Origin of the sequence: Streptomyces sp. NPDC024017 (assembly GCF_040638895.1) — a bacterium.
Taxonomy (GTDB): Bacteria; Actinomycetota; Actinomycetes; order Streptomycetales; family Streptomycetaceae; genus Streptomyces.
This window is the reverse complement of record NZ_JBEZYZ010000002.1, coordinates 51810-77394: the sequence shown is the minus strand read 5'-3', so window position 1 is coordinate 77394 and position 25585 is coordinate 51810. Positions and strand designations below refer to the sequence as shown.

Genomic DNA, 25585 nt, shown 5'->3' with positions numbered 1-25585 from the left:
AGGGAAGCGACGGTGCTTTTCAACGCCGGTGAGCGGGGTCTGGTGCGTGTCTCTGCAAGGCGGAGGAGGGCGTCGACGCGGAGCGCCGGCAACCGACGACACCGCGGCAGAGGCGCGTGCCAGACCCCGCGTCTGCGGCCTGATCCAAACGACAGACCCTAAGCCGCCCTGCGGCGCGCCTCGCGCATGCCCGGCCCGGGCTCCGGCGCGTCCTCGGGCGGGAAAACCTCGTCCTCCCCGAAGTCCGGGGCCTGGAAGGGGTTCGTCGCCGGAGGCGGCGATGCTGCGGCGGAACGGCGGGCTTGCCCTTCCGGAGCGGAGAACAGCGAAGTCGGTTCGATGGGAGGTCTCTCTTTCGTTACAGGCCCCGTCCGGGGCCTGGCGTGCCGTGACCGGGCACAGCGGTCCTACAGCTTGGTCATCTTGCTGTACGGGCTCAGGATCCGCATCTGCGACGAGCCGAAATCGACGAGTGCCGCGATTCCGTCCTCGATGCCGATCACGCGGCCGAGACCGTACATGTCATGAGTGACCTGGTCGCCCACGGCGAAGTGCTTGGGAGCCGGTGCGACGGGGGCCTTGAAGGGGCTGGTAGGCAAATGACGCTTGGGTGCAACGGGCTTAGTCATCGACCCCAGTATGCGCCTAAGGCTCTCCGGTTCCCATAGGTCGTCCGTTTCCCCTGGTCAGAAGGGTCCTCGGACGGCGGTGCGGCGGGGCAGCGGCCGAGATGCCGTCCGCGCCGGCCGAGGACACGCCGACCGCGGGCGCCTCCACGGCGCCCTGGAGCGCGGCTGCTTCGCGCCGCCGGCTCCCCGCCCGGCCGTGGCGGCCGGCCTGCCGGGCCCTCAGCAGGGCGATTGGCCGCCGCGTGCTGCCGTCGGCTCCGGAATTCCAATTCAAGCTATTTTCGTAGCGCTGTGCGCCGTTCGAATGGGAGGCGAGTCTTCTCTCTTCTTGCCGTCGGTGACAAAGATATTTCTGCGTAATATGCGTCGGCGTAACAGCAACGAGGCTTCCCGGGTGATCGGTAGGGCCCGGTATGCCATGGCCTACAGGAAATGGCTTTTTGATGAAGCTGAAGATCCCTCAGGTAGCCGGCCGCCGTTCATTCTCCGGTTTGCTGGCCTCGTCTCTCGCCGCCACGGTTGCCGCGGTGATGGTCGTCCTGACCCCGACGCAAGCGGTGGCCATCGCGACGCCCGTGCCTTTGGCCACGGCCGCGAGCTTCTCCGTCCTCTCAGGCCAGGGAGTCACCAACACCGGCCCCTCGGTGCTCAGCCAGGACCTCGGCACGCACCCGAATCCGTCCATCACCGGGTTCCCGCCCGGCCTCGTGCTCGGCGCCGTGCACGCTGGGGACGCCGTCGCGCTTCAGGCCAAGTCCGACCTGGTCACGGCGTACAACCAAGCGGCCGGTCAGGCCACGGACTTCGCGCTCCCGGCGGCCATCGGCGGTGGCCAGACGCTGCTTCCGGGCGTCCACACCGCTGAGGTCGGCGTAGGACTCACGGGCGACCTGATCCTGGACGCCGGGGGAAACCCGAACTCGGTCTGGGTGTTCCAGATCCCCGAAGCCCTCACGACGGCGTCCTCCAGCCGGGTGCTCCTCACGAACGGCGCCTCGCCGTGCAACGTGTACTGGCAGGTCGGCAGCTCGGCCACCCTCGGCACCAACTCCACGTTCGTGGGCACGATCATGGCTCTGACCTCGATCAGCGCCAACTCGGGGGCGAACATCGAGGGCCGGGCGCTGGCCCGTAACGGCTCCGTGACGCTCAACAACAACAGGATCTTCCTCAGTGGGTGCGCGACCTCCACCGCTGGCGGAACGACCACGGGTACGACCACGGGTACGACCACGGGAACCACCACCGGCACCACGGCCGGAACCGGGGGTCTCATCAGCGGCGGCCTCGTCACCGGCGGTCTCCTGGGCGGACCCATCGCCTCGCCCGGCAGCACCTCGGGCAACGTCGCCGGCAGCACGTCCGGGAACACCGAGGGCAACACGTCCGGCAACACCGCGGGCAACACGGCCGGCAACACCACCGGCGGGAACGGCGGCGGCGACAACGGCGGGAACGGCGGCGGCGGGAACGGCGGCGGCCACGGCCACGGCCCGGACGACGACGGCAAGCCCGGAAGGCCGGGCCACGGCGGCGGACACGACGACGGCAAGCCCGGCCACGGCAAGCCCGGCCACGGCGACAAGTCCGACCACGGCAAGCGTCCCCACGAGGACTACGGCTACGGCGATCAGCCCCACGAGAAGTTCGGCTACGGCAAGCAGCCCCACGAGAGCTACGGCTCCGACGGGAAGCCCAAGGGCCACGAGGGCGACGACCACTCCGAGGGTCACGACGCCTAGGCAACGCACTGCGGTCGGTCGCCTCACCCGATGACGGCGCGCGGCGGAATCTCTACGAGTCCGCCGCGCGCCGCCCCGGCGTGCGCGGCCGATGTGAGAAAGGCAGGTAGGCGATGTCGAGCGGAATCGACGCAGCGGACGTGAAGGAAATCCAGCATTCCGAATGCGGTCCGGATGTGCGGGAATGCCCTGACGTCACGGCTGCTCCGCCCAAAGGGCCGAGAAGTGCCCGCGTCATCAGAACAGGTATGTGCGCCGCGGTGGCCTTGTGCCTCATGGCGAGTGTCGTCCACGTGATTCTGGTGTTCCTCCACGTGGCACCGGCCAACACCGTCTCCAAGCGTTACGGCGCGCAGATCAATGCATGGGTCTTCCCCTTCTTCGAACAGAATTGGCGGCTTTTCGCCCCGGACCCGGAATCCGTCAACCGGCAGATTCTGGTGAGAACCGCCCACACCACATCCGACGGATCGGTCGAGGTGAGCCCCTGGTTCGACCTGACCGCCGTCGACGGCTCCGCGGTCGAACACCACGCGTTCCCGAGCCACACGGCACAGAACCTGTTGCGTCGCGCCTGGTCCGGCTACGTCGACTCGCACGGGGCGGACGACAGGGCGCGCACGGAACGCGCCGTGATGATGCGGAAGTACCTCACCAACATCGCCGCGGACCGCGTCGCCGCCCATCGAGGCGGCACCTTCGACTTCGTTCAGCTCCGCGTCGTCACGCTGCCCGTCGCCGCGCCCGGCTCAGCGGCCGGCGACCGCCCGCCGAAACCGACCGAGAACCGGCTTCTGCCCTGGTGGAAGGTGACCCGCCATGCCGAATGAGACGCGAAGGACGGCGCTCCAGGCCGCCGACCGGTGGCTCGCCGACCGGATCACCGCGCTGTGGGACCTCCTGACCGGGCGGCCGGTGTCCCTGTACGCCGCGTCGGTGCTGCGCATCGGCTACGGGCTGCTCTACCTGATCTTCCTGCTGCGTGAGTTCCCCCATCGGGACGAGATCTGGGGCCCCGGGTCCCCGTGGACGCCCGCCCTGGCCCAGGAGCTCTTCGAGCAGACGGGCTGGTTCAGCGTCCTGGCCCTGTCCGACAGCCGCGCCTGCTTCGAGCTCTGCTACGTCCTGGCCCTCGTCACGTCCGCGCTGTTCATGCTGGGCTGGCGGACCCGGGTCATGTCCGTCCTCTTCGCCGTCATGGTGACCTCGTTCCACGCCCGCGCGATCTTCATGACGGACGGGGGCGACAACCTGGTCCTGCTGATGGCCCTCTACCTCGTCCTCACCGCCTGCGGCCGCCGCTGGTCGCTGGACGCGCGCAGACACCGACGCAAGGCCGTTCCCGCCGGAAGCGCGCCGCCACCGCCCGGAAGCCCCCTCAGGGGACAGCTGCGGGACGCCCGGACCACTCTGGTCACCGCGGTGCACAACTGCGGCATGTTCGTCATCGCGGCACAGGTCTGCCTCCTCTACGGATCAGCCGGCCTGTACAAGGTCCAGGGCCCTTCCTGGGGCAGCGGCACCGCTCTCCACTACGCCCTGAACCTCGAACTCTTCCGGCCCTGGCCCGAGCTCTCGAACTTCGTGGACGAGCACACGCTCGCGATCGCCGTCGCCGGCTACGTGACCGTGCTCCTGCAGGTGGCCTTCCCGTTCGTGCTCTTCGGCAGGCTCAAGTACCCCGTCCTCACCCTGCTGCTGGGCATGCACCTCGGCATCGCCGTGCTCATGGGGCTGCCGCTGTTCTCCGGGGCGATGATCATCGCGGACGCGGTGTTCCTTCCCGACCGCTTCTACGCCTTCCTGCCCCGCCTGTGCCGACGCGTGCTGCGGCGCACGGACAGCAGTCGGCCGGCACCGGAACGAGCGGCAGGCTCCGGAGCCGTACCCGCGCAAGGCGGCCCGGGCGGCGCGCTCGGCTCGAAACACGGAGTCGTGCACTCCGCCGAGCAGGCGGCGAGCCCGGCGAGTGGTCCCTGACGTCCCGCGCCGGGCGTCACGGCCGCTTCTCGCGGGCGGCGGAGGCCTGCCGGGTGTCCGCTCCGGAGCTGACGTGCCGCTGGGTCTCGTGGGGGCCGTGCCAGTCCAGGCACATCACGGTGGCGTCGTCCTCGAGCCGGCCGTCGGCGGCGTCCCGGACCGCGGTCGTCAGCGCCAGCGCGGCCTGCCGCGGGTGCAGGCCCCGGGTGCGCTCCAGCAGAGCGGCCAGGTCGACCTTCTCCCCATGACGTTCGACCATGCCGTCGGTGAACATGAGCAGACGGTCGCCGGGGCGCAGATCGATGTCCTGCACGCGGTAGGGCTGGGTCGCCAGCGCGGACAGCCCGAAGGGGTGGTCCACCTCGCAGGGGATCACCTCCACCGCCCCCTCGCGCATGCGCAGTGGCCAGGGGTGGCCGGCGTTGACGAGCCGGGCCCGTCCGGTGCGGAGGTGGATGCGCAGCAGCTGCCCGGTGGCGTGACCGTGGCCGTGGTCGATCAGTGCCCGGTCGGCCCGGTGGGCCTGCTCGGCCAGGTCGGCTCCCGCACGGCGGGCACCACGCAGGGCGCTCACCAGGACCGTGGCGGCCAGGGCGGAACCGATGTCGTGGCCCATGGGATCGGTCACCGACACATGCAGGGTGTCGCGGTCCAGGGCGTAGTCGAACGTGTCGCCGCTGAGGTCTTCGGAGGGCTCCAGGCTCCCGCACAGGGTGAACTGCGCGGCCTCGCACGACAGTGACGGGGGCAGCAGCTGGTACTGGATCTCCGCCGCCAGGGAGGGCGGCCTGGAGCGCTTGCCCCAGGTGTAGAGGTCGGTGAAGCGCCCGTTGGCGATCACGATGTAGGCCAGGACGTGGGCGGCTTCCCCGACCGCGTCGAGGACGCCCTCGCCGGGGTCGGCCGGCAGGAGCAGTTCCAGCAGTCCGATGGCGTCCCCCCGGTTGGTCACCGGCATGATCACCCGCTGTCCCCGGCCGGTCGCCTCCTGGTGGAGCCGCTGGGTACGGATCACCTCCTCGTAGACGCTGCCGTACATCGGGATCCGCTCCGGCTCCCGGCCGGCCTCCGCAGGGGCGGTCGACAACCGCGCCACGGCCTTCCCCGTCAGATCCACGATGAGGAAAGAGACCTTCGTCGCCTCGAAGCGCTGCCGCAGGTCCTCCGCGATCACGTCGACCGCGTCCACCGGGGCCGCCGTCTCGGCCGCCGTCAGCAACCGGGGAAGTTCATTCTGCCCACCACTCACGACCGCGGTCCCTTCCGCCGGCCCCCTCACACCAGCTTGGGAACCTCCGCGGTGAGCGTCAATCCGCGGACGGTCACGAGGAGTGAAGGCGGCCGCGCCCTGCGCTCGCGGACATGGGCCGGTCCCGACGCCCACCCGCGGACGAGGCCGCCCGGCCGAGCCCGTCGCGCTCGATGCGGTTCGGTGCGGCTCGACACGGAACAGCCCCTCGCCGAGAGGCCGTTGTCGCTCGCCCCGGCCGACCGGAGCGCGGCTGCTGCGCGGAGGACGGCGGCGGTGACCGGGCCCGGGGGTGCCGGAGGCGACTGCTCCGCCCGGACGGCACGGACGGCCCGGACGGCGCGGACGACTTCCGGCGGATGGGTGTCCGGGGCCTACCGCCAACTGGACCTCGACGCGGCGGACAACGTCGAAGGGCCCCACCGCAAGCGGTGGGGCCCTTCGACTTCGTGCCCGGTGAGGCACTGGCGGAGGATACGAGATTCGAACTCGTGAGGGGTTGCCCCCAACACGCTTTCCAAGCGTGCGCCCTAGGCCTCTAGGCGAATCCTCCGCCGCAAACAATACAAGACGTTGAGGAGTGCTCGCGAACTCGTTCCTGCCTCCGACATCAGGTAGCCTTGGCGCAGCCCCTCACGCGGCGCTATCTGACTGAACTCCCCCAGGGCCGGAAGGCAGCAAGGGTAGGTTGGCTCTGGCGGGTGCGTGGGGGGCGTCTGCGTTCCGGGGCGCCGGAGCTTCCGGGGCCGGAGTGCCCGGGGGGCGGAGTGGATCTCCTGGCCGGGTCCGGGCCGGGTCCCGATGTCACTGGGCGCCTATAACCTCGTATGCGTGTCGTCTCTCGCTCTGTACCGCCGCTACCGCCCGGAGACCTTCGCCGAGGTCATCGGGCAGGAGCATGTCACCGACCCGCTGCAGCAGGCGCTGCGGAACAACCGGGTCAACCACGCGTACCTGTTCAGCGGGCCGCGCGGCTGTGGCAAGACGACCAGCGCACGCATCCTGGCGCGCTGCCTGAACTGCGAGCAGGGGCCCACACCCACGCCCTGCGGTGAGTGCCAGTCCTGTCAGGACCTCGCGCGCAACGGCCCCGGTTCCATCGACGTCATCGAGATCGACGCCGCTTCCCACGGTGGCGTGGACGATGCCCGTGACCTGCGCGAAAAGGCCTTCTTCGGACCCGCCCGCAGCCGGTACAAGATCTACATCATCGACGAGGCCCACATGGTCACGTCGGCCGGTTTCAACGCGCTGCTGAAGGTCGTCGAGGAGCCGCCGGAGCACCTCAAGTTCATCTTCGCGACGACCGAGCCCGAGAAGGTCATCGGGACGATCCGGTCGCGGACCCACCACTACCCCTTCCGGCTCGTGCCCCCCGGCACGCTCCGGGAGTACCTCGGCCAGGTCTGCGAGAAGGAGGCCATCCCTGTCGCGGACGGCGTGCTCCCGCTCGTCGTGCGGGCGGGCGGCGGGTCCGTGCGTGACTCCATGTCCGTCATGGACCAGCTCCTCGCCGGCGCCGCCGCGGACGGTGTGACATACGCCATGGCCACCGCCCTGCTGGGGTACACCGACGGCTCGCTCCTCGACTCCGTCGTCGAGGCCTTCGCCACCGGCGACGGAGCCGCGGCCTTCGAGGTCGTCGACCGCGTGATCGAGGGCGGGAATGATCCACGTCGTTTCGTCGCCGACCTGCTGGAGCGGCTGCGCGACCTGGTGATCCTGGCCGCCGTCCCGGACGCGGCGGAGAAGGGGCTGATCGACGCCCCCGCCGATGTGATCGAGCGCATGCAGGCCCAGGCCGGCACCTTCGGCCCCGCCGAGCTGAGCCGCGCCGCCGACCTCGTCAACGAGGGCCTGACCGAGATGCGCGGCGCCAACTCGCCCCGTCTCCAGCTCGAACTGATCTGCGCCCGCGTCCTGCTCCCCGCCGCCTACGGCGACGAGCGCTCCGTGATGGCCCGCCTCGACCGGATCGAGCGCGGCGTGAACTACTCCGCGGGCCCCGCCGGCATGCCCGCCATGGGGTACGTGCCCGGCCCGGAGGGCCATGGGGGAGCGGCGGCCGCTCCGGTCCAGGCGTCGGGTGGCGGCGGTCCGGTGCCGCCGGGCGGCGGCCCCGCCGCGGCCCGCGCGGCGGTCCGGGCGTCCGGAGCACCGGGCAACGGCGGCGCCGCGACCGGCAGCGGTGGCGTCGGCGGCCCTGCGGCGGCTGCGGCCGGCTCCGCCCCTCCGGCGGCGGGCCAGGGCGCGCCGCAGTCGTCCCCGGACCGGAGCGTGTCACCGACGGCACCGGCCACACCCCCGGGGCATGCCCCGGCTCCCGGCACCCAGGCCGGACCCGGCGTCCCCGAAGGCCCCGGCGCACCCGCCGAAGCCCCGGCCGCCGCCACGCCCTCGGGACCCGCCCAGCCGTCCCAGACCCAGTCCGCCCCCGGCGCCTGGCCCACCGCCGCCTCCGCCGGCAGCGGCGGCCGTCGCCCCGGCGGCTGGCCCACGGCCGCCCCGGGCGCGCCCGCCTCGAACACACCGTCGGCGAACACCCCGCCGACGAGCACTCCCGCCCCCACCACTCCACCGACGGCCCAGTCCCCGGCTCCGGCCCAGGCCACTGCGGCCCCCGCTCCCGCGGGCGGCGGCAATCTCGACCCGCGCATGCTCTGGCCGAACATCCTGGAGGCGGTCAAGAACCGCCGGCGCTTCACCTGGATCCTGCTCAGCCAGAACGCCCAGGTGACCGGCTTCGACGGCACGACCCTCCAGCTCGGCTTCGTCAACGCGGGCGCCCGGGACAACTTCCTGAGCAGCGGCAGCGAGGACGTGCTGCGGCAGGCGCTGGGCGAGCAGTTCAACGTCCAGTGGAAGATCGAGGCGATCGTCGACCCCTCGGGCGGCTCCGCACCTCCGGCGCCGGGCGGCCCCTCCGGGTTCGGCGGCGGTGGCGGCCACAACTCCGCCGGTGGCGGCGGATACAACGCGGGCGGCGGTACGGCCACGGCCCAGCGCCCCGCCCCGTCCCAGTCCGCGCCCCCGGCCGCCCCCACCCAGCAGTCGAGCAGCCCCGCTCCCGCCGGCGCCCCGGCCCCCGCACCTGCCGCCTCCGTCCCCCAGCCCTCCACCCCGCGGCCGCGCCACGTCTCCGTCGAGGAGGACATCCCCGAGGACGACGACCCCGACCTCGACGAGTCCGCCCTCTCCGGCCAGGAGCTGATCGTCCGGGAGCTGGGGGCGACGGTGGTCGAGGAGTTCACGAACGAATAGCCCGGGTCTCGACCGCGGAGCTCGGAGAAACGGCGGAGCTCGGAGGAAGGCGGCGCCTTCCTTGGAGGAACCTCCAGCTCACCATCCCCCCTCCCTTCGGAAGCCCGCACAAAGGGAACCCGACGTCTCCCGTTAGGCTGACCCCCGTGAAGGTCCTCGTCATCGGCAGTGGCGCCCGCGAACACGCCCTGTGCCACTCCCTGTCCCACGACCCCGACGTCACCGCGCTGCACTGCGCCCCGGGCAACGCCGGCATCGCCGAGGTCGCCGAGCTGCACCAGGTCGACGCCCTCGACGGCGCCGCCGTCACCGCGCTGGCCACGCGCCTCGGCGCGGAGCTCGTGATCGTCGGCCCGGAGGCCCCGCTGGTCGCCGGTGTCGCCGACGCCGTGCGCGACGCAGGCATCCCGGTCTTCGGCCCGTCCGGCCAAGCCGCCCAGCTGGAGGGTTCCAAGGCCTTCGCGAAGGACGTCATGGCGGTGGCCGAGGTGCCCACGGCCCGGTCGTACGTCTGCACGACGCCGGAGGAGGTCGACACGGCTCTCGACGCCTTCGGCGCTCCGTACGTCGTCAAGGACGACGGGCTCGCCGCCGGTAAGGGTGTCGTCGTCACCGACGACCTCGAAGCGGCCCGGGCCCACGCGGCGGCCTGCGAGCGCGTGGTCATCGAGGAGTACCTCGACGGCCCCGAGGTCTCCCTGTTCGCCGTGACCGACGGCGAGACGGTCGTACCGCTCCAGCCCGCCCAGGACTTCAAGCGCGCGCTGGACGGCGACGAGGGCCCGAACACCGGCGGCATGGGCGCGTACTCCCCGCTGCCGTGGGCCGACCCGAAGCTGGTCGACGAGGTGTTGCAGACCGTGCTGCAGCCGACCGTGGACGAGATGCAGCGGCGCGGCACGCCGTTCTCCGGCCTGCTCTACGCCGGTCTCGCGATCACCTCCCGGGGTGTCCGCGTGATCGAGTTCAACGCCCGGTTCGGCGACCCCGAGACCCAGGTCGTGCTGGCCCGGCTCAAGACGCCGCTGGCCGGTCTCCTGATGGCCGCCGCCACCGGCAACCTCGCCCACCTGGAGCCGCTGCGCTGGAGCGACGAGGCGGCCGTGACCGTGGTCGTCGCCTCGCACAACTACCCCGGCACCCCGCGCACCGGTGACCCCATCACAGGGCTCGACGAGGTCGCCGCCCAGGACGCCCCGCACGCGTACGTGCTGCACGCCGGCACCAGGCAGGAGGGCGACGCCGTCGTCAGCGCGGGCGGCCGCGTCCTGTCCGTGACGGCCACCGGCAAGGACCTCACCGAGGCCCGCGACCGCGCCTACACGGCCGTCGGCCGCATCCGCCTCGACGGCTCCCAGCACCGCACGGACATCGCCGCGAAGGCGGCAGGCGCGTAACCGTCCCCACGCCGGCAGGGAGAACACCCCGCCGCCGATGAACCTCACAGGCCCCGGATCCGTCTCAGGATCCGGGGCCTGATGTGTGCGAGGGGCGGGGCCTGACGCTCGCTGTCCGTCATCCACCTCTCCCCTAAGCCATTCCATCGAGTGACCGATGCCCTATCCGGCTGACGGGGGGCGGAGCCCCAACTAGGGTGCGGCGCAAGCGTTCCGGCACTTGGCCCACCGGCATTGCGATGTCAGTGACGGGTGCCACAGTGGGGGAGTGAGCAAGGGAAGCGTCGGGTCAACGGGGAGGGGGTGAGGTCGGTCGTGACCGGAATGGGTGTGGAAGCAGGCGCGCAGGCCGCGCGGGCACGGGCACTGGCCGTGCTGCGCATGCGCAGCCGTGCACTGGCCGTCGCCCTGCTGCCGGCCGCCGTCGCCGTGATCCTGCTCGCGGGCGCCGCCGGAGACCGCCTCGAGGGCCCCGTCTGGGACGCGGCCCGCTGGGTCCTGACGCCGGTCGCGGTCCTGGTGCTGCTGGCCGCGGCCGGGATCGCCCTGGTCGTCGCCCGGGCCCGGCCCGCCATGAGCCCGACGGTCCCGGTCGCCGAGGAGGCGGCCCCCGACCTGTACCGGATGGTGCGCGACCTCGCCGACCGTCTCGACGTCCCCGCGCCCTCCGCGATAGCGCTCACTCCGGACTGCGACAGCTGGCTGGAGGACCGCACCCACCCGGCCCACGCGCCGCCCCCGGCCGAGGAGCACCACGACATAGCGGGAGCGGGCAGACAGGCGCACCGCAGGCACCCCGTCGCGCCGGTCCTCGTCATCGGCTCCCCGTTCCTGTGGTGGATGCGGGTCGGCGAGCTGCGCGCGGTCCTCGCCCCGGTCATCGCCGGTACGGGCCCCTCGGCCCACCCGGACATAGCCGCCGCCCGGCGCTTCGTCCGTGGCCTGGACGCCGCGGTGGCCGTGGCCTCGGCGCCCCGCCGCGATCCGGTGTCGCGGGCGGTGCTCGCCGGTGTCGGCTGGGTCGCCCGGCTTCTGCTGCGCAGTTGCCGAGGCCATGCCGCCGAGATGGAGCGGGGCGTGGCGGCCGCGGCCGCGGAGCGTGCACAGGCTGTGGATTACGGGCTGCGGATCGTCGCCCAGGAGCAGGTGGGCCTGGCGTACGCGGGCTGGGACCGGCTGCTGACCCGGGTGGCGCTGCCCGCCTGGCGGATGGGCCGCTGGCCGTCCCGGCTGGACGCGGGTGTGGTCGCGGCACTCACGGAGCTGTCCCGGCGCGACCGCCTGGCCGAGGGCTTCGCGTCCCGGCTCGGCGAGCGGCCCGCCTGCGATCTGCTGGAGGAGCCGGGCGCGGTCGACGAGGCCGCCTCCCTGCTCGCCGCCCGCCTCTTCCACGGCGGCCCCGCCGCGCCCGGACCCGACTGGTCTCCGGTGGCCTGGAGCGAGTATCCGGAAGAGGTCGTGGACCGCAAGTGGCGCCTCGACGCGGCCCGGCTGCACCGCGTCCTGGACGCGATGGGCGTCCGCCCCGCCACCGGCCCCACGGCTCCCGCCACCGTCGCCCCGACCCTGTCCCGCGTCCTCGACCACCTCACGGACACGGGCCCCGCGTGGACGGCCGAGAACGCCGGAGCGAGGGGCCCCACAGCGGACTCGGCCGGTCACAGACCGGATTCGGCCCCGGCCGAAGCCCCCGCCGCACCCACCGGCACCACCGGCACACCGGACCCCCTCGACGACGAGGACCTCTCCGGCACGACGGCCCCCAGCGCCACCCTCGCCGCCCGGCTCAGCGCCGAACTGGCCCGTGAGGAGGCCGCCCCCTCCCCGGCGACCCCGTCGCCCGCCTCGCCGTCCCCCACCCCCGACCCCGCGGCGCTCTGGGACGACCGGGCCCTCCCCCTCTTCCCCCTCCAGCCCCCGCGCACGGCCAGGGAGCTGCTCGCCGACCACCTCACCGCGATGGTCTGCTGTGCCGCGATGGACACCGCCGGCGCGACCCCGGGCCTGGATTGGCTGGACGGCCCCACCCTCCTGATCGAGGGCGAGCGCACGGCCGACCTGGCACCCAGGGTCCTCACCCTCATCGAGGACGGCGACGCCGCCCCCCTGCGGGTCTGGCTGTCCCAGCTCGGCATACGCCCGGAGAAGCCGGTCCGTCTCGGCTGACAGCCGGAGCACCCCCTTCCGGTTCTGGCCAATTCGAAACGAACAGTAACGAAGTGCGCGCTTTATGTGATGTGCTTGGACCGTTCGCGTGCATGGCAAGGGCTTGCGACATACGACAAACACATAGGCACGACGGCGTCGCACGCACCGCAGAAGACCGCACACACCACACCGGCATGCACCACCACGGGGGCGAAGGGGAGGGGAAGCAACCATGGGTTCGGAGCAGATCCGCCGCTGGGAGTCGGGAGCGCTGGCGCACGCCGTGACGGATCCCTTCGGGCAGGGCCCCGTTCCGTGGCTGCGCGGCAACGTGACGTATTTCGACGACTCGGGCCAGGTCGTCCCCTGGTACGTGGACCAGGACGCCCCCCACCCGTCGAAGAAGGGCAGTCGCTCCGGCGGCCCCCGCGCGGCCGACGACGTCAACCGTCAGATCAAGGGCTTCACCTCCACCGGCGCGGTCGCGCCCGGCGAGGCCATCGACTTCCACATCACCGTCGACCCGCCGCAGCAGTTCGCCGTGGACATCTACCGCATCGGCCACTACGGCGGTGACGGCGCCGCGAAGATCACCACCAGCCCGCGCCTGTCCGGCATCGTCCAGCCCGCGCCGCTCACCGCGGACCGTACGGTCTCCTGCCACCACTGGTGGCTGTCCTGGCGCCTCCAGGTCCCGTCGTACTGGAACATCGGCGCGTACGTCGCCGTCCTCACCACCGCCGACGGCTACCGCTCCCACGTCCCCTTCACCGTCCGCCACGACCAGCCCGCCGACCTGCTGCTCGTGCTGCCCGACGTCACCTGGCAGGCGTACAACCTCTACCCGGAGGACGGCCGCACCGGCGCCAGCCTCTACCACGCCTGGGACGAGAAGGGCCGTCTGCTGGGCGAGTCCGAGGCCGCCATGACGGTCTCCTTCGACCGCCCGTACGCGGGCGCGGGCCTCCCCCTCCACGTCGGCCACGCCTACGACTTCATCCGCTGGGCCGAGCGCTACGGCTACGACGTCGCCTACGCCGACGCCGGCGACCTGCACGCGGGCCGCGTCGACCCCGCCCGCTACCGCGGCCTGGTCTTCCCGGGCCACGACGAGTACTGGTCGGCCGCCATGCGCCGGACCGTGGAGGACGCCCGTGACGCCGGCACCTCACTGGTCTTCCTCTCCGCCAACTCCATGTACTGGCAGGTGGAGCTCGGCCCCTCCCCGTCCGGCGTCCCCGACCGGCTGCTGACCTGCCGCAAGCGCCGGGGCCCGGGCAAGCCGGTGCTGTGGCGGGAGATCGACCGGGCGGAGCAGCAGCTCATGGGCATCCAGTACGCCGGGCCCGTCCCCGAGCCGCACCCGCTGATCGTGCGCAACGCCGGGCACTGGCTGTGGGAGGCGACCGGGGCGCACGAGGGCGACGAGATCGAGAACCTGGTGGCGGGCGAGGCCGACCGCTACTTCCCGCGCACCCCGCTGCCGGAGCACGAGGAGCGCATGCTGCTGGCCCACTCCCCGTACACGGACAAGGAAGGCGCCCAGCGCCACCAGGAGACGTCCCTGTACCGCGCCCCCTCCGGCGCCTGGGTCTTCGCAGCAGGAACGTTCGCCTGGTCCCCGGCCCTGGACCGTCCCGGCCACGTCGACCCGCGCATCCAGCGCGCCACGGCAAACCTCCTGGACCGCATCTGCAAACGCGACTGACCCCCTGTCGGTGATCAAGCTCGCATACGGGAGAATCGAGCCACTTGGACAGAACCACGGGGAGGAACCGTGTCCGGATTCGTCGAAAAGCCCGAGCCGCTCCAGATTCCGGGCCTGGTGCACCTGCACACCGGCAAGGTGCGCGAGCTGTACCGCAACGAGGCGGGCGACCTCGTGATGGTCGCCAGCGACCGCCTGTCCGCCTACGACTGGGTGCTGCCCACCGAGATCCCCGACAAGGGCCGGATCCTCACGCAGCTGTCCCTGTGGTGGTTCGAGCGGCTCGCCGACCTGGTCCCGAACCACGTCCTGAGCACGGAGCTGCCCGCGGGTGCCCCCGCCGACTGGGCGGGTCGCACGCTGATCTGCAAGTCGCTCCAGATGGTCCCCGTGGAGTGCGTGGCCCGCGGCTACCTCACCGGCTCGGGCCTCGCCGAGTACAACGAGACCCGCACGGTCTGCGGTCTCGCCCTGCCGGAGGGCCTGACCGACGGCAGTGAACTGCCCGCGCCGATCTTCACCCCGGCCACCAAGGCCGCCGTCGGCGAGCACGACGAGAACGTCTCCTACGAGGAGGTCGCCCGCCAGGTGGGCGCGGACACCGCGGCCCGGCTGCGCCAGGCGACCCTCGCCGTCTACTCCCGGGGCCGGGACATCGCCCGGGAGAGGGGCATCATCCTCGCGGACACGAAGTTCGAGTTCGGCTTCGAGGGCGACGACCTGGTCCTCGCGGACGAGGTCCTCACCGCGGACTCCTCCCGCTTCTGGCCGGCCGACCAGTGGCAGCCGGGCCGCGCGCAGCCGTCGTACGACAAGCAGTTCGTCCGCGACTGGCTGACCTCGCCGGAGTCCGGCTGGGACCGGGGGAGCGAGCAGCCCCCGCCCGCCCTGCCCCAGCAGGTCGTCGACGCCACCCGCGCCAAGTACGTGGAGGCGTACGAGCGCCTGACCGGCACGAGCTGGTCGTAGGACACGGAGAAGCCCCCCGGCCGGAACCGGGGGGCTTCTCGATGGAGCGAACGACGAGGTTCGAACTCGCGACCTCAACCTTGGCAAGGTTGCGCTCTACCAACTGAGCTACGTTCGCATGCGCCGTGGCGCGAGAACCACTATACCCAACCTCGCTCCCGCGCGAGCCGTACCGCCGCATGCCGGTTCTCCGCCCCGAGCTTCGACACGGCCGACGACAGATAGTTCCGCACGGTCCCCTGCGACAGCGCGGCCCGCTCGGCGATCTCCGCGACGGGCGCTCCGTCGGCGGCGAGTTCCAGGACCTCGGCCTCCCGGGCGGTCAGCGGTGAGTCCCCGGCGGCGATCGCGTCGGCGGCCAACTCCGGGTCGACGTAACGGTTCCCGGCGTGCACCGTGCGGATGAGCTCCGCGAGCCGCTGCGCGCTCACGGTCTTCGGCACGAACCCCCGCACCCCGGCCGCCAGCGCCCGCTTCAGATGCCCGGGCCGCCCGTGGCTGGTGACGATGAGCACCTTGCACCCGGGCAGTTCGGCCCGCAGGGATGTGGCGACCTTCACACCGTCGGCCCCGGGCATCTGGAGATCAAGCACGGCGACATCGGGCTTGTGCGCCCGGGCCATGGCCATCGCCTCGGGCCCGGTGGCCGCCTCGGCGACGACGACGAGGTCGTCCTCCAGCGACAGCAGCGCGGCGAGTGCCCCCCGGATGAGGTGCTCGTCGTCCGCGAGTAGCAGCCGGACCGGCTCCGCGGCCGTCATGGCGTGACCTCGCTCACCGCATGCGCGGCACGGGCGGCCGGAACAGCGCCGGAGGGGGCGGGCTGCGACGGCAGCGGAATCTCCGCCGTCAGCCGGAAGAGCCCGCGCCCCGCGGGCCCGGCTTCCAGCGTCCCGTCGATCTCCGCCAGCCGTTCGCGCAGCCCGGCGAGCCCGGAACCGGTCGGGCCGGACGAACCGGTAGAGCCGGACGCCCCCTGCCCGGTCTCGGCAACCCCGTCGTTCTCCACCGACAACACCACCCGCCCCTCAAGCACCCTCAGCCGCACCTCACACCATCGCGCGTCTCCATGCCGCAGGACGTTCGTCGCGGCCTCCCGCACGACCCACCCCAGGGCGGACTGCACCCCGGCCGGCAACCCCACCGGGGCCCGCCCGCTCACCGTGCAGTCGATACCGGCGGCGGCCAGCACCCCTTGCGCACCGGCCAGTTCCGACCCGAGGTCGGCCTCCCGGTAGCCGCGCACGACCTCGCGTACCTCCCGCTGCGACTCCTGCGCGAGCCGCTGCACCTCGACCATCTGCGCCACGGCCTCCGGCCGGTCCCGCTGGGCGAGCTGCACGGCCAGTTCGCTCTTGAGCGCGATGACGGCGAGGTTCCGCCCCATGACGTCGTGCAGGTCCCGTCCGAACCTCAGCCGTTCCTCGGCGACGGCGAGCCGGGCCCGGGTCTCGCGCGCCTCGTCGAGCTCGTAGACGATGTTGAGCAGCCACACCGAGACGACGGCCGTGAAGGCGAGGAGCCCGCCGCCGAACAACACCATCATCGACGCGAAGAGCGATTCGCCCACCGGGGTACCCCGAGTGAACGCCACGACGAAAGAGCCCGTGGCGAAGGCTCCGGGGATCGCGAGCACGCGCCGCCGCCCGCGTACGCCGAGCGCGATGATGCCGGTCCCGATGACGATGACGGCCCCGAACGTCCCGCCCGCAGCGACGTCCACGCTCTCGCGGTCCGGTCCGCCGTCCGCGATGCCGATCGCACAGAGGCCGACCGCGGAGGTGACGGCGGCCAGCGTCCACAACAGCCGGACGGGCTGGGGCCGCCTGCCGCGCGTCCAGTCCAGTGCCCGCGACACGGTGACGAAGCAGACCCCGACGTGCACAGCCACCGTCAGCAGCAGCACGGCCCCCGGCCACGCCCCCAGCGGCACAGCCATGATCCCGATCGTGACGAACTCGACCACCGCGAAGGAGTGGAACGACCACCGGGTGTACGTCTCGACCTTCTCCGGCTTGCTCTGCCGCCGCCACCACCTGCCCGGCCCGCGCATCAGCCCGTCACTCCCCCTCCGGTCAGCGCCGAGGTTCCCAGCGGAACCACCGTCGTACAGCAAACACGGCGATGACGATCCAGGCCACCGCCGTCGCGACGGCGCCCAGCGCCTCGTACGCCGACAGGTCGCCGGTCCAGCCGCCGCGCACCAGCGTGACGACGGGCGTCAGTGGCAGCAGCTCGCAGACGGAGGCCACCCGGTCCGGCATCAGCTCCAGTGGCCAGAACATGCCGGAGCCGATCATCGAGATCATCAGCAGCGGCATGGGGGTGACCTGGGCGCTCTCGCCGGTCCGGGTGAAACTCGCGGTGGCCGCGGCGAGGGCGGCGCACATCACGAGCCCCAACAGCAGCCCGAGGACGACCAGATGGGGTGCCGACGGCGCGGACAGGTCCAGCAGCGCGACGCAGCCCGCCGCCAGCAGCAGGCACTGCGCGAGCCCGGTGAGGACGGCCGGCAGCGCGGAGCCGGCCAGGATCTCGACGTCCCGCAGCTCTCCGGTGCGCAGCCGCTTCAGGACGAGCTCCTCACGCCGGACGACGAACGAGCCGACGAGCACGGAGTAGACGGCGAACAGCAGGGAGAAGCCGACCGCGGCGGGCAGCACCAGGGTGCCGGTGTTCAGCCCCGCCTCGGCGAGGTCCATCTCCTCGGCCGCCGACCGCACGCTGACCGGCAGCACCAGCGGCACGAACAGCGCGGCGACGAGCGCGCCCCTGGTCCGCCCGAGCAGGGTCAGTTCGGCGCGGGCGAGCGCGGTCATCCGGCTCAGCGGAGTCGTCGCCGGTGCCGGGCGGGGTGCAGTGTGCGTGGCGCTCATGCCGCGTACTCCTTCGTCGTCATGCCCACGGCCTGCTCCGCGGAGACGTTCGTGGCGATCCCGAGGAAAGCCTCCTCCAGGGATGCCGAGCGCACGTCCAGGCGGCGCAGCTCGACCTGGGTCTGCGCGGCCCACATCAGCAGGCCGGTGGCCGTGCGCTGCAGTTCACGGGTGCGCAGCCGGACGGTCCGGCCGTCGGCCTCGTGGCCGGTCACGCCCAGCTCGGCGAGCGGCGGAAGGTCGCCGACGAAGTAGCCGTCGGGCAGTTCGAAGGAGATCCGCGAGGGTTCCGCGGCGGTCACCTCGGCCGGGGTCCCGGTGGTGGCGATTCGGCCCTCGTGCATGATCGCGAGCCGGTCGGCGAGGTTCTCGGCCTCTTCCAGGTAGTGCGTGGTCAGCAGCACCGTCGTCCCGCCGTCGCGCAGCGCGCTCACCAATTCCCAGGTGGCCCGGCGGCCTTCGGCGTCCAGCCCGGTGGACGGCTCGTCGAGGAAGAGCACCTCGGGATCGCCGAGCAGGGCGAGCGCCAGGTCGAGGCGGCGCCGCTGGCCGCCGGACAGCTGCTTGACCCGCGTGCCGGTCTTCGCCTCCAGGCCGACCAGTGCCAGTACCTCCGCCGGCGGCCGCGCCCCGCTCACGCATCCCGCCCACATCCGCACGGTCTCGGCGACGGTGAGCTCGGAGGGGAAGCCGCCTTCCTGGAGCATCACGCCGGTGCGGGGCCGTACGGCGGCCCGGTCGGTGTACGGGTCGTGCCCGAGCACCCGCACCCGCCCGCCGGCCGGCGCCGCGAGTCCCTCCAGGAGTTCGACGGTCGATGTCTTGCCCGCGCCGTTGGTGCCGAGCAGCGCGAAGATCTCCCCGCGTCGGACGGAAAAACTGATTCCGCGTACCGCTTCGAACCCGCCCCCGTACACACGCCGCAGGTCAGTGACCTCAATCACGTGTTCGTGTCCGTTGGTTTCCATGCTTCAAGCGTCCCGGCCGGGCGGGCCCGCGAGCAGTGCGCGCTGTCATCACTCGGCATGACAAATGTCAGGCGAACGCTCGGGGGCATGAAGAAGGCCCCGGTCCTGATGGACCGGGGCCTTCATTCCCGAGCGGACGACGAGGTTCGAACTCGCGACCTCAACCTTGGCAAGGTTGCGCTCTACCAACTGAGCTACGTCCGCATTCGCTCCCGACCAGCTATCACTGATCGGTGCGGGCACCAGCCTACCTGATCCACAAGAGTGGCCGGTACGGCGGTGCAGAGCGGGTGACAGGAATCGCACACTGCGCCTTCCCCCTGGAAGGGGGATGTTCTACTACTGAACTACACCCGCATGTTTCCGTGAGCTGGGCCTTTCGGCCTCGCCCCTCGGCGTGCTCCAGACTCTAGCTGATCAGCCGGGGTGCTGCGCAAGTCGGTTGCCGCGAGGGGCGGGTGACCGGGCCTCGGTCCGGGCTCGACGGCCCGTCACTGGGCGGCGGTGAACGCCTCGTAGACCCTCTTGGGGATGCGCCCGCGCGCGGGGACCTCCATCTTGTGGGCCTGAGCCCAGGCGCGCACGGCCGACGGGTCGGGGGCGACCTCCGTCTGCCGGTACGCCTTGCCCGAGCGGGACCGCTTGCGGCCGGCCTCCACGTAGGGCGCGAGCGCCTTCCGCAGTTCTCCGGCGTTGACTTCGCTCAGGTCGATCTCGTACGACTTGCCGTCCAGTCCGAAGGCGATCGTTTCCGTCGCTTCCGAGCCGTCGATGTCGTCAAAGAGAGTGACCACGACCTTCTGCGCCACGAATATCGGTCCCTTCATGCGGCACTTTGCCAATTCATTTGTACAGTGCCTGGCAATACATTGTGAAGCCCGACTAAATCCTTCTGCGTGTCCAAAAGCAAGAGGGAGCGCAGCGACTTCATTGGAAGGGTGGTGGCGGGAGACGGGTGGGCGCAATAGGTCCCGGGTGTCGATCCGGAATCTTTCCCGAAAATTTCGCGTGTGGGCCCGTCGATGCCGGATCGTGATGACGGTCACGTAGTTTCCTACAAGTCAACGCGCGTAGAATTTTTGTGCGGGTAGTCTGAAGGAACCTGCTCAGCACCACACACCGGGAGTGCCAGTGGCACGCGTCGTAGTCGACGTCATGCTCAAGCCGGAGATCCTCGACCCCCAGGGCCAGGCGGTGCAGCGCGCACTGCCGCGGCTGGGATTCGAAGGCATCTCGGACGTCCGCCAGGGAAAGCGTTTCGAACTGGAAGTTGACGGGCCGGTCGACGAGGCCGCCCTCGCCCGCATTCATGATCTTGCGGAGTCCTTCCTCGCGAACACCGTGATCGAGGACTTCACGATCAGGGTCGAGGAAGTCGCGGAGGCCGCGAAGTGACCGCTCGTATTGGCGTCGTCACTTTTCCCGGCAGTCTGGACGACCGCGACACCCAGCGCGCGATCCGCGTCGCCGGCGCCGAGCCGGTCGCCCTCTGGCACAAGGACAAGGACCTCAAGCAGGTCGACGCCGTGGTGCTGTGCGGTGGATTCTCCTACGGCGACTATCTGCGCGCCGGGGCCATCGCCCGTTTCTCGCCGGTGATGGAGCCCCTGCTGGAGCAGGCCAAGGCCGGCCTGCCGGTGCTCGGCATCTGCAACGGCTTCCAGATCCTCACCGAGGCCCATCTGCTGCCGGGCACGATGCTCCGCAACAACCACCTGCACTTCATCTGCCGTGACCAGAAGCTGCGGGTGGAGAACGCCGAGACTTCCTGGACCACCGACTACACGTCCGGCCAGGAGATCCACATCCCGCTGAAGAACAACGACGGGCAGTACGTCGCCGACACGTACACGCTCGACAAGCTGGAGGCCGAGGGCCGCGTCGCCTTCCGCTACCTGGACTTCAACCCCAACGGCTCCCAGCGGGACATCGCCGGCGTCACCAACGAGGCCGGAAACGTGGTCGGCCTCATGCCGCACCCCGAGCACGCCGTCGAGCCGCTGATCGGCACCGGTCGCACCGACGGCCTCCCGTTCTTCACCTCGATCCTCAAGAAGCTGGTCAACGCATGAGCCGGACGCCTCTGGACACGGTCGAGCACGCGGCCGCGACCCCCGACGTCGAGCTGCCCTGGGCCGAACTGGGCCTGAAGAAGGACGAGTACGAGCGCGTGGTCGAGATCCTCGGCCGCCGGCCCACCGGCGCCGAGCTCGCCATGTACTCGGTGATGTGGTCGGAGCACTGCTCGTACAAGAGCAGCAAGGTGCACCTGCGCCAGTTCGGCGAGAAGGCCCCCGAGTCCGACGCGATGCTCGTCGGCATCGGCGAGAACGCCGGTGTCGTGGACGTCGGCCAGGGCTACGCGGTCACGTTCAAGGTCGAGTCGCACAACCACCCGTCGTACGTCGAGCCCTACCAGGGCGCGGCCACCGGTGTCGGCGGCATCGTCCGCGACATCATCGCCATGGGCGCGCGGCCCGTCGCGGTCGTCGACCCGCTGCGGTTCGGCGCGGCCGACCACCCCGACACCAAGCGCGTCCTGCCGGGCGTCGTCGCCGGCATCGGCGGCTACGGCAACTGCCTGGGACTGCCCAACATCGGCGGCGAGGTCGTCTTCGACGCCTGCTACCAGGGCAACCCGTTGGTCAACGCCGGTGCCATCGGCGTCATGCGGCACGAGGACATCCACCTCGCGAAGGCCTCCGGCGCCGGCAACAAGGTCATCCTGTACGGGGCCCGGACCGGCGGCGACGGCATCGGCGGCGCCTCGATCCTGGCCTCCGAGACCTTCGACGACGCCAAGCCCTCGAAGCGCCCGGCCGTGCAGGTCGGCGACCCCTTCCAGGAGAAGCTCCTCATCGAGTGCACCCTGGAGGCCTTCGCCGAGAAGCTCGTCGTCGGCATCCAGGACCTCGGCGCGGCCGGCCTGTCCTGCGCCACCTCCGAGCTCGCCTCCAACGGCTCCGGCGGCATGCGCGTCACCCTGGACGACGTCCCCCTGCGCGACTCGACGCTCTCGCCCGAGGAGATCCTCATGAGCGAGTCGCAGGAGCGCATGTGCGCGGTCGTCGAGCCGGAGAAGGTCGACCGCTTCCTGGAGATCTGCGACAAGTGGGACGTCATCGCCACCGTCATCGGTGAGGTGACCGACGGCGACCGCCTGGAGATCTACTGGCACGGCGGCAAGATCGTCGACGTCGACCCGCGCACGGTCGCGCACGAGGGCCCGGTCTACGAGCGCCCCTACGCCCGCCCGTCCTGGCAGGACGAGCTCCAGGCCGACGACGCGAACAAGCTGCCGCGGCCGGCGACCTCCGAGGAGCTGAAGGACCAGGTCCTGAAGCTGGTCGGCTCCCCGAACCAGGCCTCCAAGTCCTGGATCACCAGCCAGTACGACCACTTCGTTCAGGGCAACACCGTCCTCGCCCAGCCCGAGGACTCCGGCATGATCCGGATCGACGAGGAGACCGGCCTCGGCGTGGCCATCGCCACGGACGGCAACGGCCGGTACGCCAAGCTCGACCCGTACCACGGCGCCCAGCTGGCGCTGGCGGAGGCGTACCGCAACGTCGCCACCACCGGGGCCAAGCCGCTCGCCGTCTCCGACTGCCTGAACTTCGGTTCGCCCGAGGACCCGGCGGTGATGTGGCAGTTCGCGGAGGCCGTGCGCGGTCTGGCGGACGCCTGCCAGCAGCTCGGCACCCCGGTGACCGGCGGCAACGTCTCGCTCTACAACCAGACGGGCGAGGCCGCCATCCACCCGACGCCGGTGGTCGCGGTCCTCGGCGTGATCGACGACGTGGCCCGCCGCACGCCCGTCGCCTTCCAGGAGGAGGGCCAGCTGCTCTACCTCCTCGGCGACACGCGTGAGGAGTTCGGCGGCTCGGCCTGGTCCCAGGTCGTGCACGACCACCTCGGCGGTCTGCCGCCCAAGGTCGACCTGGAGCGCGAGCGGCTGCTCGCCGAGATCCTGATCTCCGCGTCCCGCGACGGCATGATCGACTCCGCGCACGACCTGTCCGACGGCGGTCTGATCCAGGCGGTCGTCGAGTCGGCGCTGCTCGGCGGCAAGGGCGCCCGCCTGATCGTCCCGGACGGTCTGGACGCCTTCACGTTCCTCTTCTCCGAGTCGGCGGGCCGCGCGGTCGTGGCCGTGCCGCGCTCGGAGGAGGTCCGCTTCAACGACATGTGCGGGGCGCGGGGCCTGCCCGTCACCCGCATCGGTGTCGTCGACGGCGACACCGTGGACGTCCAGGGCGAGTTCGCGCTCTCCTTGGCCGAGCTGCGCGAGACGCACGAGGGCACGATCCCGGCTCTGCTGAAGTAAGCAACCGCTGCGAAGCCCCCGCCCGGTCCGCCGGGCGGGGGCTTCGCCGTGTCCGGAACGGTACGCGCACACCGGCCCTTGTGTGAGATTACGTAGTTACGTAATCTGGGAAGTGTGGAACTGGAACAACGCGTCGCCGACCTCGAACGCCGCCTGGCGGCCCTGGAAGGCGCCCAGCGCACCGGCCCCCGCCTCGACGGCAGCGACTTCTGGGCCCTGAACGGGCTGAGGGAGCAGCTGTCCGAGGCCGGGGCGGCCGACGGCGGTGTCCTCTACACCGGCTCCGTACGCCTGCCGACGGGCGAGCAGTACGCCTGGCAGATGACCGCCCTCACCCAGGACCTGCTGGAGGACGACTGGGTGTCGGCCGCCGAGTCGTTCGCCGCGCTCGGCCACCCCGTCCGGATCCGCCTGCTCCGCGAGATCCTCGGCGGCCGGCGCACCGCCGCCGAACTCGCCGAGCTCGACGAGGTCGGCACGACCGGCCAGATCTACCACCACCTGCGCCAGCTCACCGGCACGGGCTGGCTGCACACGACGGGCCGGGGCCGCCACGAGGTGCCGCCGGGGCGGGTCGTACCGCTGCTGGTGGCGCTGGCGACGACCCGCCCATAGAGGAACGGGGGGACAGGATGTCCGCACGCAAGCTCGGCACAGTCGCTTCCCGAGGCCTTCAACTGGCCTTCATCGGCCTGGTGACCGCCCATGTCTGCTTCGGCTGGGACCACAACGTCCTGTGGAATTTCCTGCCGCTGGTGCTGGCGTACGCCGTCGTCACCGTCGCCAACCGGTGGGGCGGCGCCCCGGACGACCCCCGGGTCGCCCCCGAGCCCCTGGAGGTCGCCCCGCCCGTGACCGGCCGCTGGTCCGCGCTGAACAGCCCGGCCGACCGCACCCCGAGCCATGGCGTCCACGCCCACGGGCAGACGTACGCCATCGACATCGTCGCCGAGCCCGAGCCGGGTGCCCGTCCGGCCTTCGGGTGGCTGTGGCCGCTCGCCCGCCGCCCCCAGGACTTCCCGGCCCACGGCGCCCCGATCCTCGCGGTCGCCGACGCCACGGTCGTACGCGCCATGGACGGTCAGCGCGACCACCTCAGCCGCAACTCCCTGCCGGGGCTGCTGTACCTGATGCTGATCGAGGGCTCGGTACGCGAGCTGTTCAGCGTCAACCGCATCCTCGGCAACCACATCGTCCTCGACCTCGGCAACGGCACCCACGCCGCCTACGCCCACCTCCAGCGCGGCTCCCTCACCGTCCGCGAGGGCGACCGCGTCCGCGCCGGACAGCAGCTCGCCCGCTGCGGCAACTCCGGCAACTCCACCGAGCCGCACCTGCACTTCCAGCTGATGGACGGCCCCGACCCGGACGCGGCCAGGGGCGTCCCCTTCACCTGGCAGGGCATCGGCGTGCCCCGCAACGGGGAGACCTTCGAGGCACCCCCCACTGTCACAGCCCGCACTTAGGCTGACCCCCATGCCACCGGCCAGGAAGCGCACCCGCAGCTACGACCCCGCCAAGATCCGTACGGCGGTACTCGCCCAGTTCGGGAACGTACGGGCCGCCGCCGCCGGACTCACCCCCGACCAGCTCGCCCTCCCCACCCGGCTGGGCGACTGGACCGTCCGGGACCTGGTGGCACATGTCGGGATGAGCCTCGGGGCGGTCTCCCGGCTGACCGGCCTGCCGGAGCCGGCCAAGCAGGACGGCACCCTGCTCGACTGGCCCTCCGCGATCGCGGCCGACGCGCCGGACATCGCCGCGTACGCCCGTGAGCTGGCAGAGAGCCACCCGGACCCGGCCGCCCACCTCGCGGACACCGAGGAGCGCTTCACCGCCGACCTCGCCGCCCACCCCGGCACCCGGCTGCTCGCCACCAGCGCCGGCGCCCTGCCGCTGGCCGACTACCTCGTCACCCGCACCGTCGAACTCGTCGTCCACACCGACGACCTCAACGCCGCCGTCCCCGGCCTGGACATCCCCTACGACCGTCAGGCCCTGGCCGCCTGCACCCGGCTGCTGGCCGACGCGCTCGCCGCGAAGGCGCCCGGCGGTTCGACGGAGGTGCGGGTGCCGCCGTACGCGGTGGTGCAGTGCGTGGAGGGGCCGAGGCACACCCGGGGCACCCCGCCCAACGTCGTCGAGACGGACCCGCTGACCTGGATCCGGCTGGCGACCGGGCGTCTTGCCTGGGCGCAGGCCCTCCGGGACGCCCAGGTCAGTGCGAGCGGGGAGCGGGCGGATCTGTCGGCCCACCTGCCGCTCATGGCGTGAATGCTCATGGCACAAGAAGGAATCGCCGCCGTAAGGGGAACCGATCCCCCCGGGTGG

General features: G+C 71.7%; 21 protein-coding genes, 4 tRNA genes and 1 other RNA gene. 15 read left to right on the top strand and 11 right to left on the bottom strand.

Annotation, left to right across the window (positions count from 1 at the left end):
• Positions 1-407: 407 nt before the first annotated feature.
• Entirely contained in the window at positions 408-629 is a 222-nt protein-coding gene (locus AB0G20_RS05085; RefSeq protein WP_248503394.1) for a CarD family transcriptional regulator, read from the bottom strand.
• A 443-nt stretch (positions 630-1072) separates the two neighbouring features.
• Between AB0G20_RS05085 and AB0G20_RS05080 the strand changes: the two genes are divergently transcribed.
• The 3 genes from AB0G20_RS05080 to AB0G20_RS05070 all read left to right on the top strand — a co-directional run bounded on the left by AB0G20_RS05080 (position 1073) and on the right by AB0G20_RS05070 (position 4351).
• On the top strand, positions 1073-2371 hold the full coding sequence (locus AB0G20_RS05080) for an ice-binding family protein (RefSeq protein ID WP_361296005.1): 1299 nt from the start codon (positions 1073-1075) through the stop codon (positions 2369-2371).
• Between the two features lie 113 nt (positions 2372-2484).
• Positions 2485-3201 carry a DUF5819 family protein gene (locus AB0G20_RS05075; RefSeq protein WP_361296002.1) on the top strand — a complete coding sequence of 239 codons (717 nt, stop codon included), beginning with the start codon at positions 2485-2487 and terminating at the stop codon, positions 3199-3201.
• Positions 3191-4351 carry an HTTM domain-containing protein gene (locus AB0G20_RS05070; protein WP_361296000.1) on the top strand — a complete coding sequence of 387 codons (1161 nt, stop codon included), beginning with the start codon at positions 3191-3193 and terminating at the stop codon, positions 4349-4351. Before AB0G20_RS05075 ends, AB0G20_RS05070 begins: the two co-directional genes overlap by 11 nt.
• 16 nt (positions 4352-4367) lie before the next feature.
• On the opposite strand, the gene AB0G20_RS05065 is transcribed toward AB0G20_RS05070, so the two are convergent.
• Positions 4368-5600 (bottom strand): PP2C family protein-serine/threonine phosphatase, encoded by a 1233-nt coding sequence (locus AB0G20_RS05065; RefSeq protein WP_361295997.1) that lies wholly within the window; start codon positions 5598-5600, stop codon positions 4368-4370.
• Between the two features lie 465 nt (positions 5601-6065).
• Positions 6066-6153, bottom strand: a tRNA-Ser gene (locus tag AB0G20_RS05060).
• A gap of 71 nt (positions 6154-6224) precedes the next feature.
• Between AB0G20_RS05060 and ffs the strand changes: the two genes are divergently transcribed.
• The 6 genes from ffs (at position 6225) to AB0G20_RS05030 (ending at position 15083) form a co-directional block, all read left to right on the top strand.
• An RNA gene (gene ffs, locus AB0G20_RS05055) (signal recognition particle sRNA small type) lies at positions 6225-6321 on the top strand.
• 110 nt (positions 6322-6431) lie between these two features.
• Complete coding sequence (locus AB0G20_RS05050) at positions 6432-8861, top strand: DNA polymerase III subunit gamma and tau (protein ID WP_361295994.1); 2430 nt, start codon at positions 6432-6434, stop codon at positions 8859-8861.
• 146 nt (positions 8862-9007) lie between these two features.
• Positions 9008-10258 (top strand): phosphoribosylamine--glycine ligase, encoded by a 1251-nt coding sequence (purD, locus tag AB0G20_RS05045; RefSeq protein WP_361295991.1) that lies wholly within the window; start codon positions 9008-9010, stop codon positions 10256-10258.
• A 324-nt stretch (positions 10259-10582) separates the two neighbouring features.
• The gene (locus AB0G20_RS05040; protein ID WP_361297673.1) at positions 10583-12424 is read left to right on the top strand and encodes a hypothetical protein; all 1842 of its coding nucleotides are present in this window, start codon (positions 10583-10585) and stop codon (positions 12422-12424) included.
• Between the two features lie 214 nt (positions 12425-12638).
• The gene (locus tag AB0G20_RS05035) at positions 12639-14114 is read left to right on the top strand and encodes a N,N-dimethylformamidase beta subunit family domain-containing protein (protein ID WP_361295988.1); all 1476 of its coding nucleotides are present in this window, start codon (positions 12639-12641) and stop codon (positions 14112-14114) included.
• Positions 14115-14183: 69 nt separating this feature from the next.
• A complete protein-coding gene (locus tag AB0G20_RS05030; RefSeq protein WP_361295985.1) occupies positions 14184-15083 on the top strand; it encodes a phosphoribosylaminoimidazolesuccinocarboxamide synthase in 900 nt (299 codons plus the stop codon).
• Positions 15084-15125: 42 nt separating this feature from the next.
• On the opposite strand, the gene AB0G20_RS05025 is transcribed toward AB0G20_RS05030, so the two are convergent.
• The 8 genes from AB0G20_RS05025 to AB0G20_RS04990 all read right to left on the bottom strand — a co-directional run bounded on the left by AB0G20_RS05025 (position 15126) and on the right by AB0G20_RS04990 (position 19736).
• Positions 15126-15201: transfer RNA gene (locus AB0G20_RS05025), tRNA-Gly, on the bottom strand.
• A 22-nt stretch (positions 15202-15223) separates the two neighbouring features.
• Complete coding sequence (locus AB0G20_RS05020; RefSeq protein ID WP_361295982.1) at positions 15224-15844, bottom strand: response regulator transcription factor; 621 nt, start codon at positions 15842-15844, stop codon at positions 15224-15226.
• A complete protein-coding gene (locus AB0G20_RS05015; RefSeq protein WP_361295979.1) occupies positions 15841-17136 on the bottom strand; it encodes a histidine kinase in 1296 nt (431 codons plus the stop codon). The genes AB0G20_RS05020 and AB0G20_RS05015 overlap by 4 nt, the downstream gene beginning before the upstream one ends.
• A gap of 22 nt (positions 17137-17158) precedes the next feature.
• Positions 17159-17959: an ABC transporter permease gene (locus AB0G20_RS05010; protein ID WP_361295976.1), complete on the bottom strand. Its 801-nt coding sequence runs from the start codon at positions 17957-17959 to the stop codon at positions 17159-17161.
• On the bottom strand, positions 17956-18927 hold the full coding sequence (locus AB0G20_RS05005; RefSeq protein ID WP_361295973.1) for an ABC transporter ATP-binding protein: 972 nt from the start codon (positions 18925-18927) through the stop codon (positions 17956-17958). Before AB0G20_RS05005 ends, AB0G20_RS05010 begins: the two co-directional genes overlap by 4 nt.
• A gap of 131 nt (positions 18928-19058) precedes the next feature.
• Positions 19059-19131 (bottom strand) — tRNA-Gly (locus AB0G20_RS05000).
• An 81-nt stretch (positions 19132-19212) separates the two neighbouring features.
• A tRNA-Gly gene (locus AB0G20_RS04995) sits at positions 19213-19284 on the bottom strand.
• A gap of 134 nt (positions 19285-19418) precedes the next feature.
• On the bottom strand, positions 19419-19736 hold the full coding sequence (locus tag AB0G20_RS04990; RefSeq protein ID WP_361297670.1) for an Lsr2 family protein: 318 nt from the start codon (positions 19734-19736) through the stop codon (positions 19419-19421).
• Positions 19737-20058: 322 nt separating this feature from the next.
• Here AB0G20_RS04990 and purS point away from each other — a divergent pair, with 322 nt between their 5' ends.
• The 6 genes from purS (at position 20059) to AB0G20_RS04960 (ending at position 25528) form a co-directional block, all read left to right on the top strand.
• Positions 20059-20322, top strand: a complete 264-nt coding sequence (gene purS, locus AB0G20_RS04985; protein ID WP_053669986.1) for a phosphoribosylformylglycinamidine synthase subunit PurS — start codon at positions 20059-20061, stop codon at positions 20320-20322.
• Positions 20319-20999, top strand: a complete 681-nt coding sequence (purQ, locus tag AB0G20_RS04980) for a phosphoribosylformylglycinamidine synthase subunit PurQ (protein ID WP_361295969.1) — start codon at positions 20319-20321, stop codon at positions 20997-20999. The genes purS and purQ overlap by 4 nt, the downstream gene beginning before the upstream one ends.
• A complete protein-coding gene (purL, locus tag AB0G20_RS04975; RefSeq protein WP_361295966.1) occupies positions 20996-23254 on the top strand; it encodes a phosphoribosylformylglycinamidine synthase subunit PurL in 2259 nt (752 codons plus the stop codon). The genes purQ and purL overlap by 4 nt, the downstream gene beginning before the upstream one ends.
• Positions 23255-23368: 114 nt before the next feature.
• Positions 23369-23869, top strand: a complete 501-nt coding sequence (locus AB0G20_RS04970; protein WP_361295963.1) for a winged helix-turn-helix domain-containing protein — start codon at positions 23369-23371, stop codon at positions 23867-23869.
• Between the two features lie 17 nt (positions 23870-23886).
• Entirely contained in the window at positions 23887-24720 is an 834-nt protein-coding gene (locus AB0G20_RS04965; RefSeq protein ID WP_361295960.1) for a M23 family metallopeptidase, read from the top strand.
• A 10-nt stretch (positions 24721-24730) separates the two neighbouring features.
• Positions 24731-25528, top strand: coding sequence for a sterol carrier family protein (locus AB0G20_RS04960; RefSeq protein ID WP_361295957.1), 798 nt, complete (start codon positions 24731-24733; stop codon positions 25526-25528).
• The last annotated feature ends 57 nt before the right edge of the window (positions 25529-25585 follow it).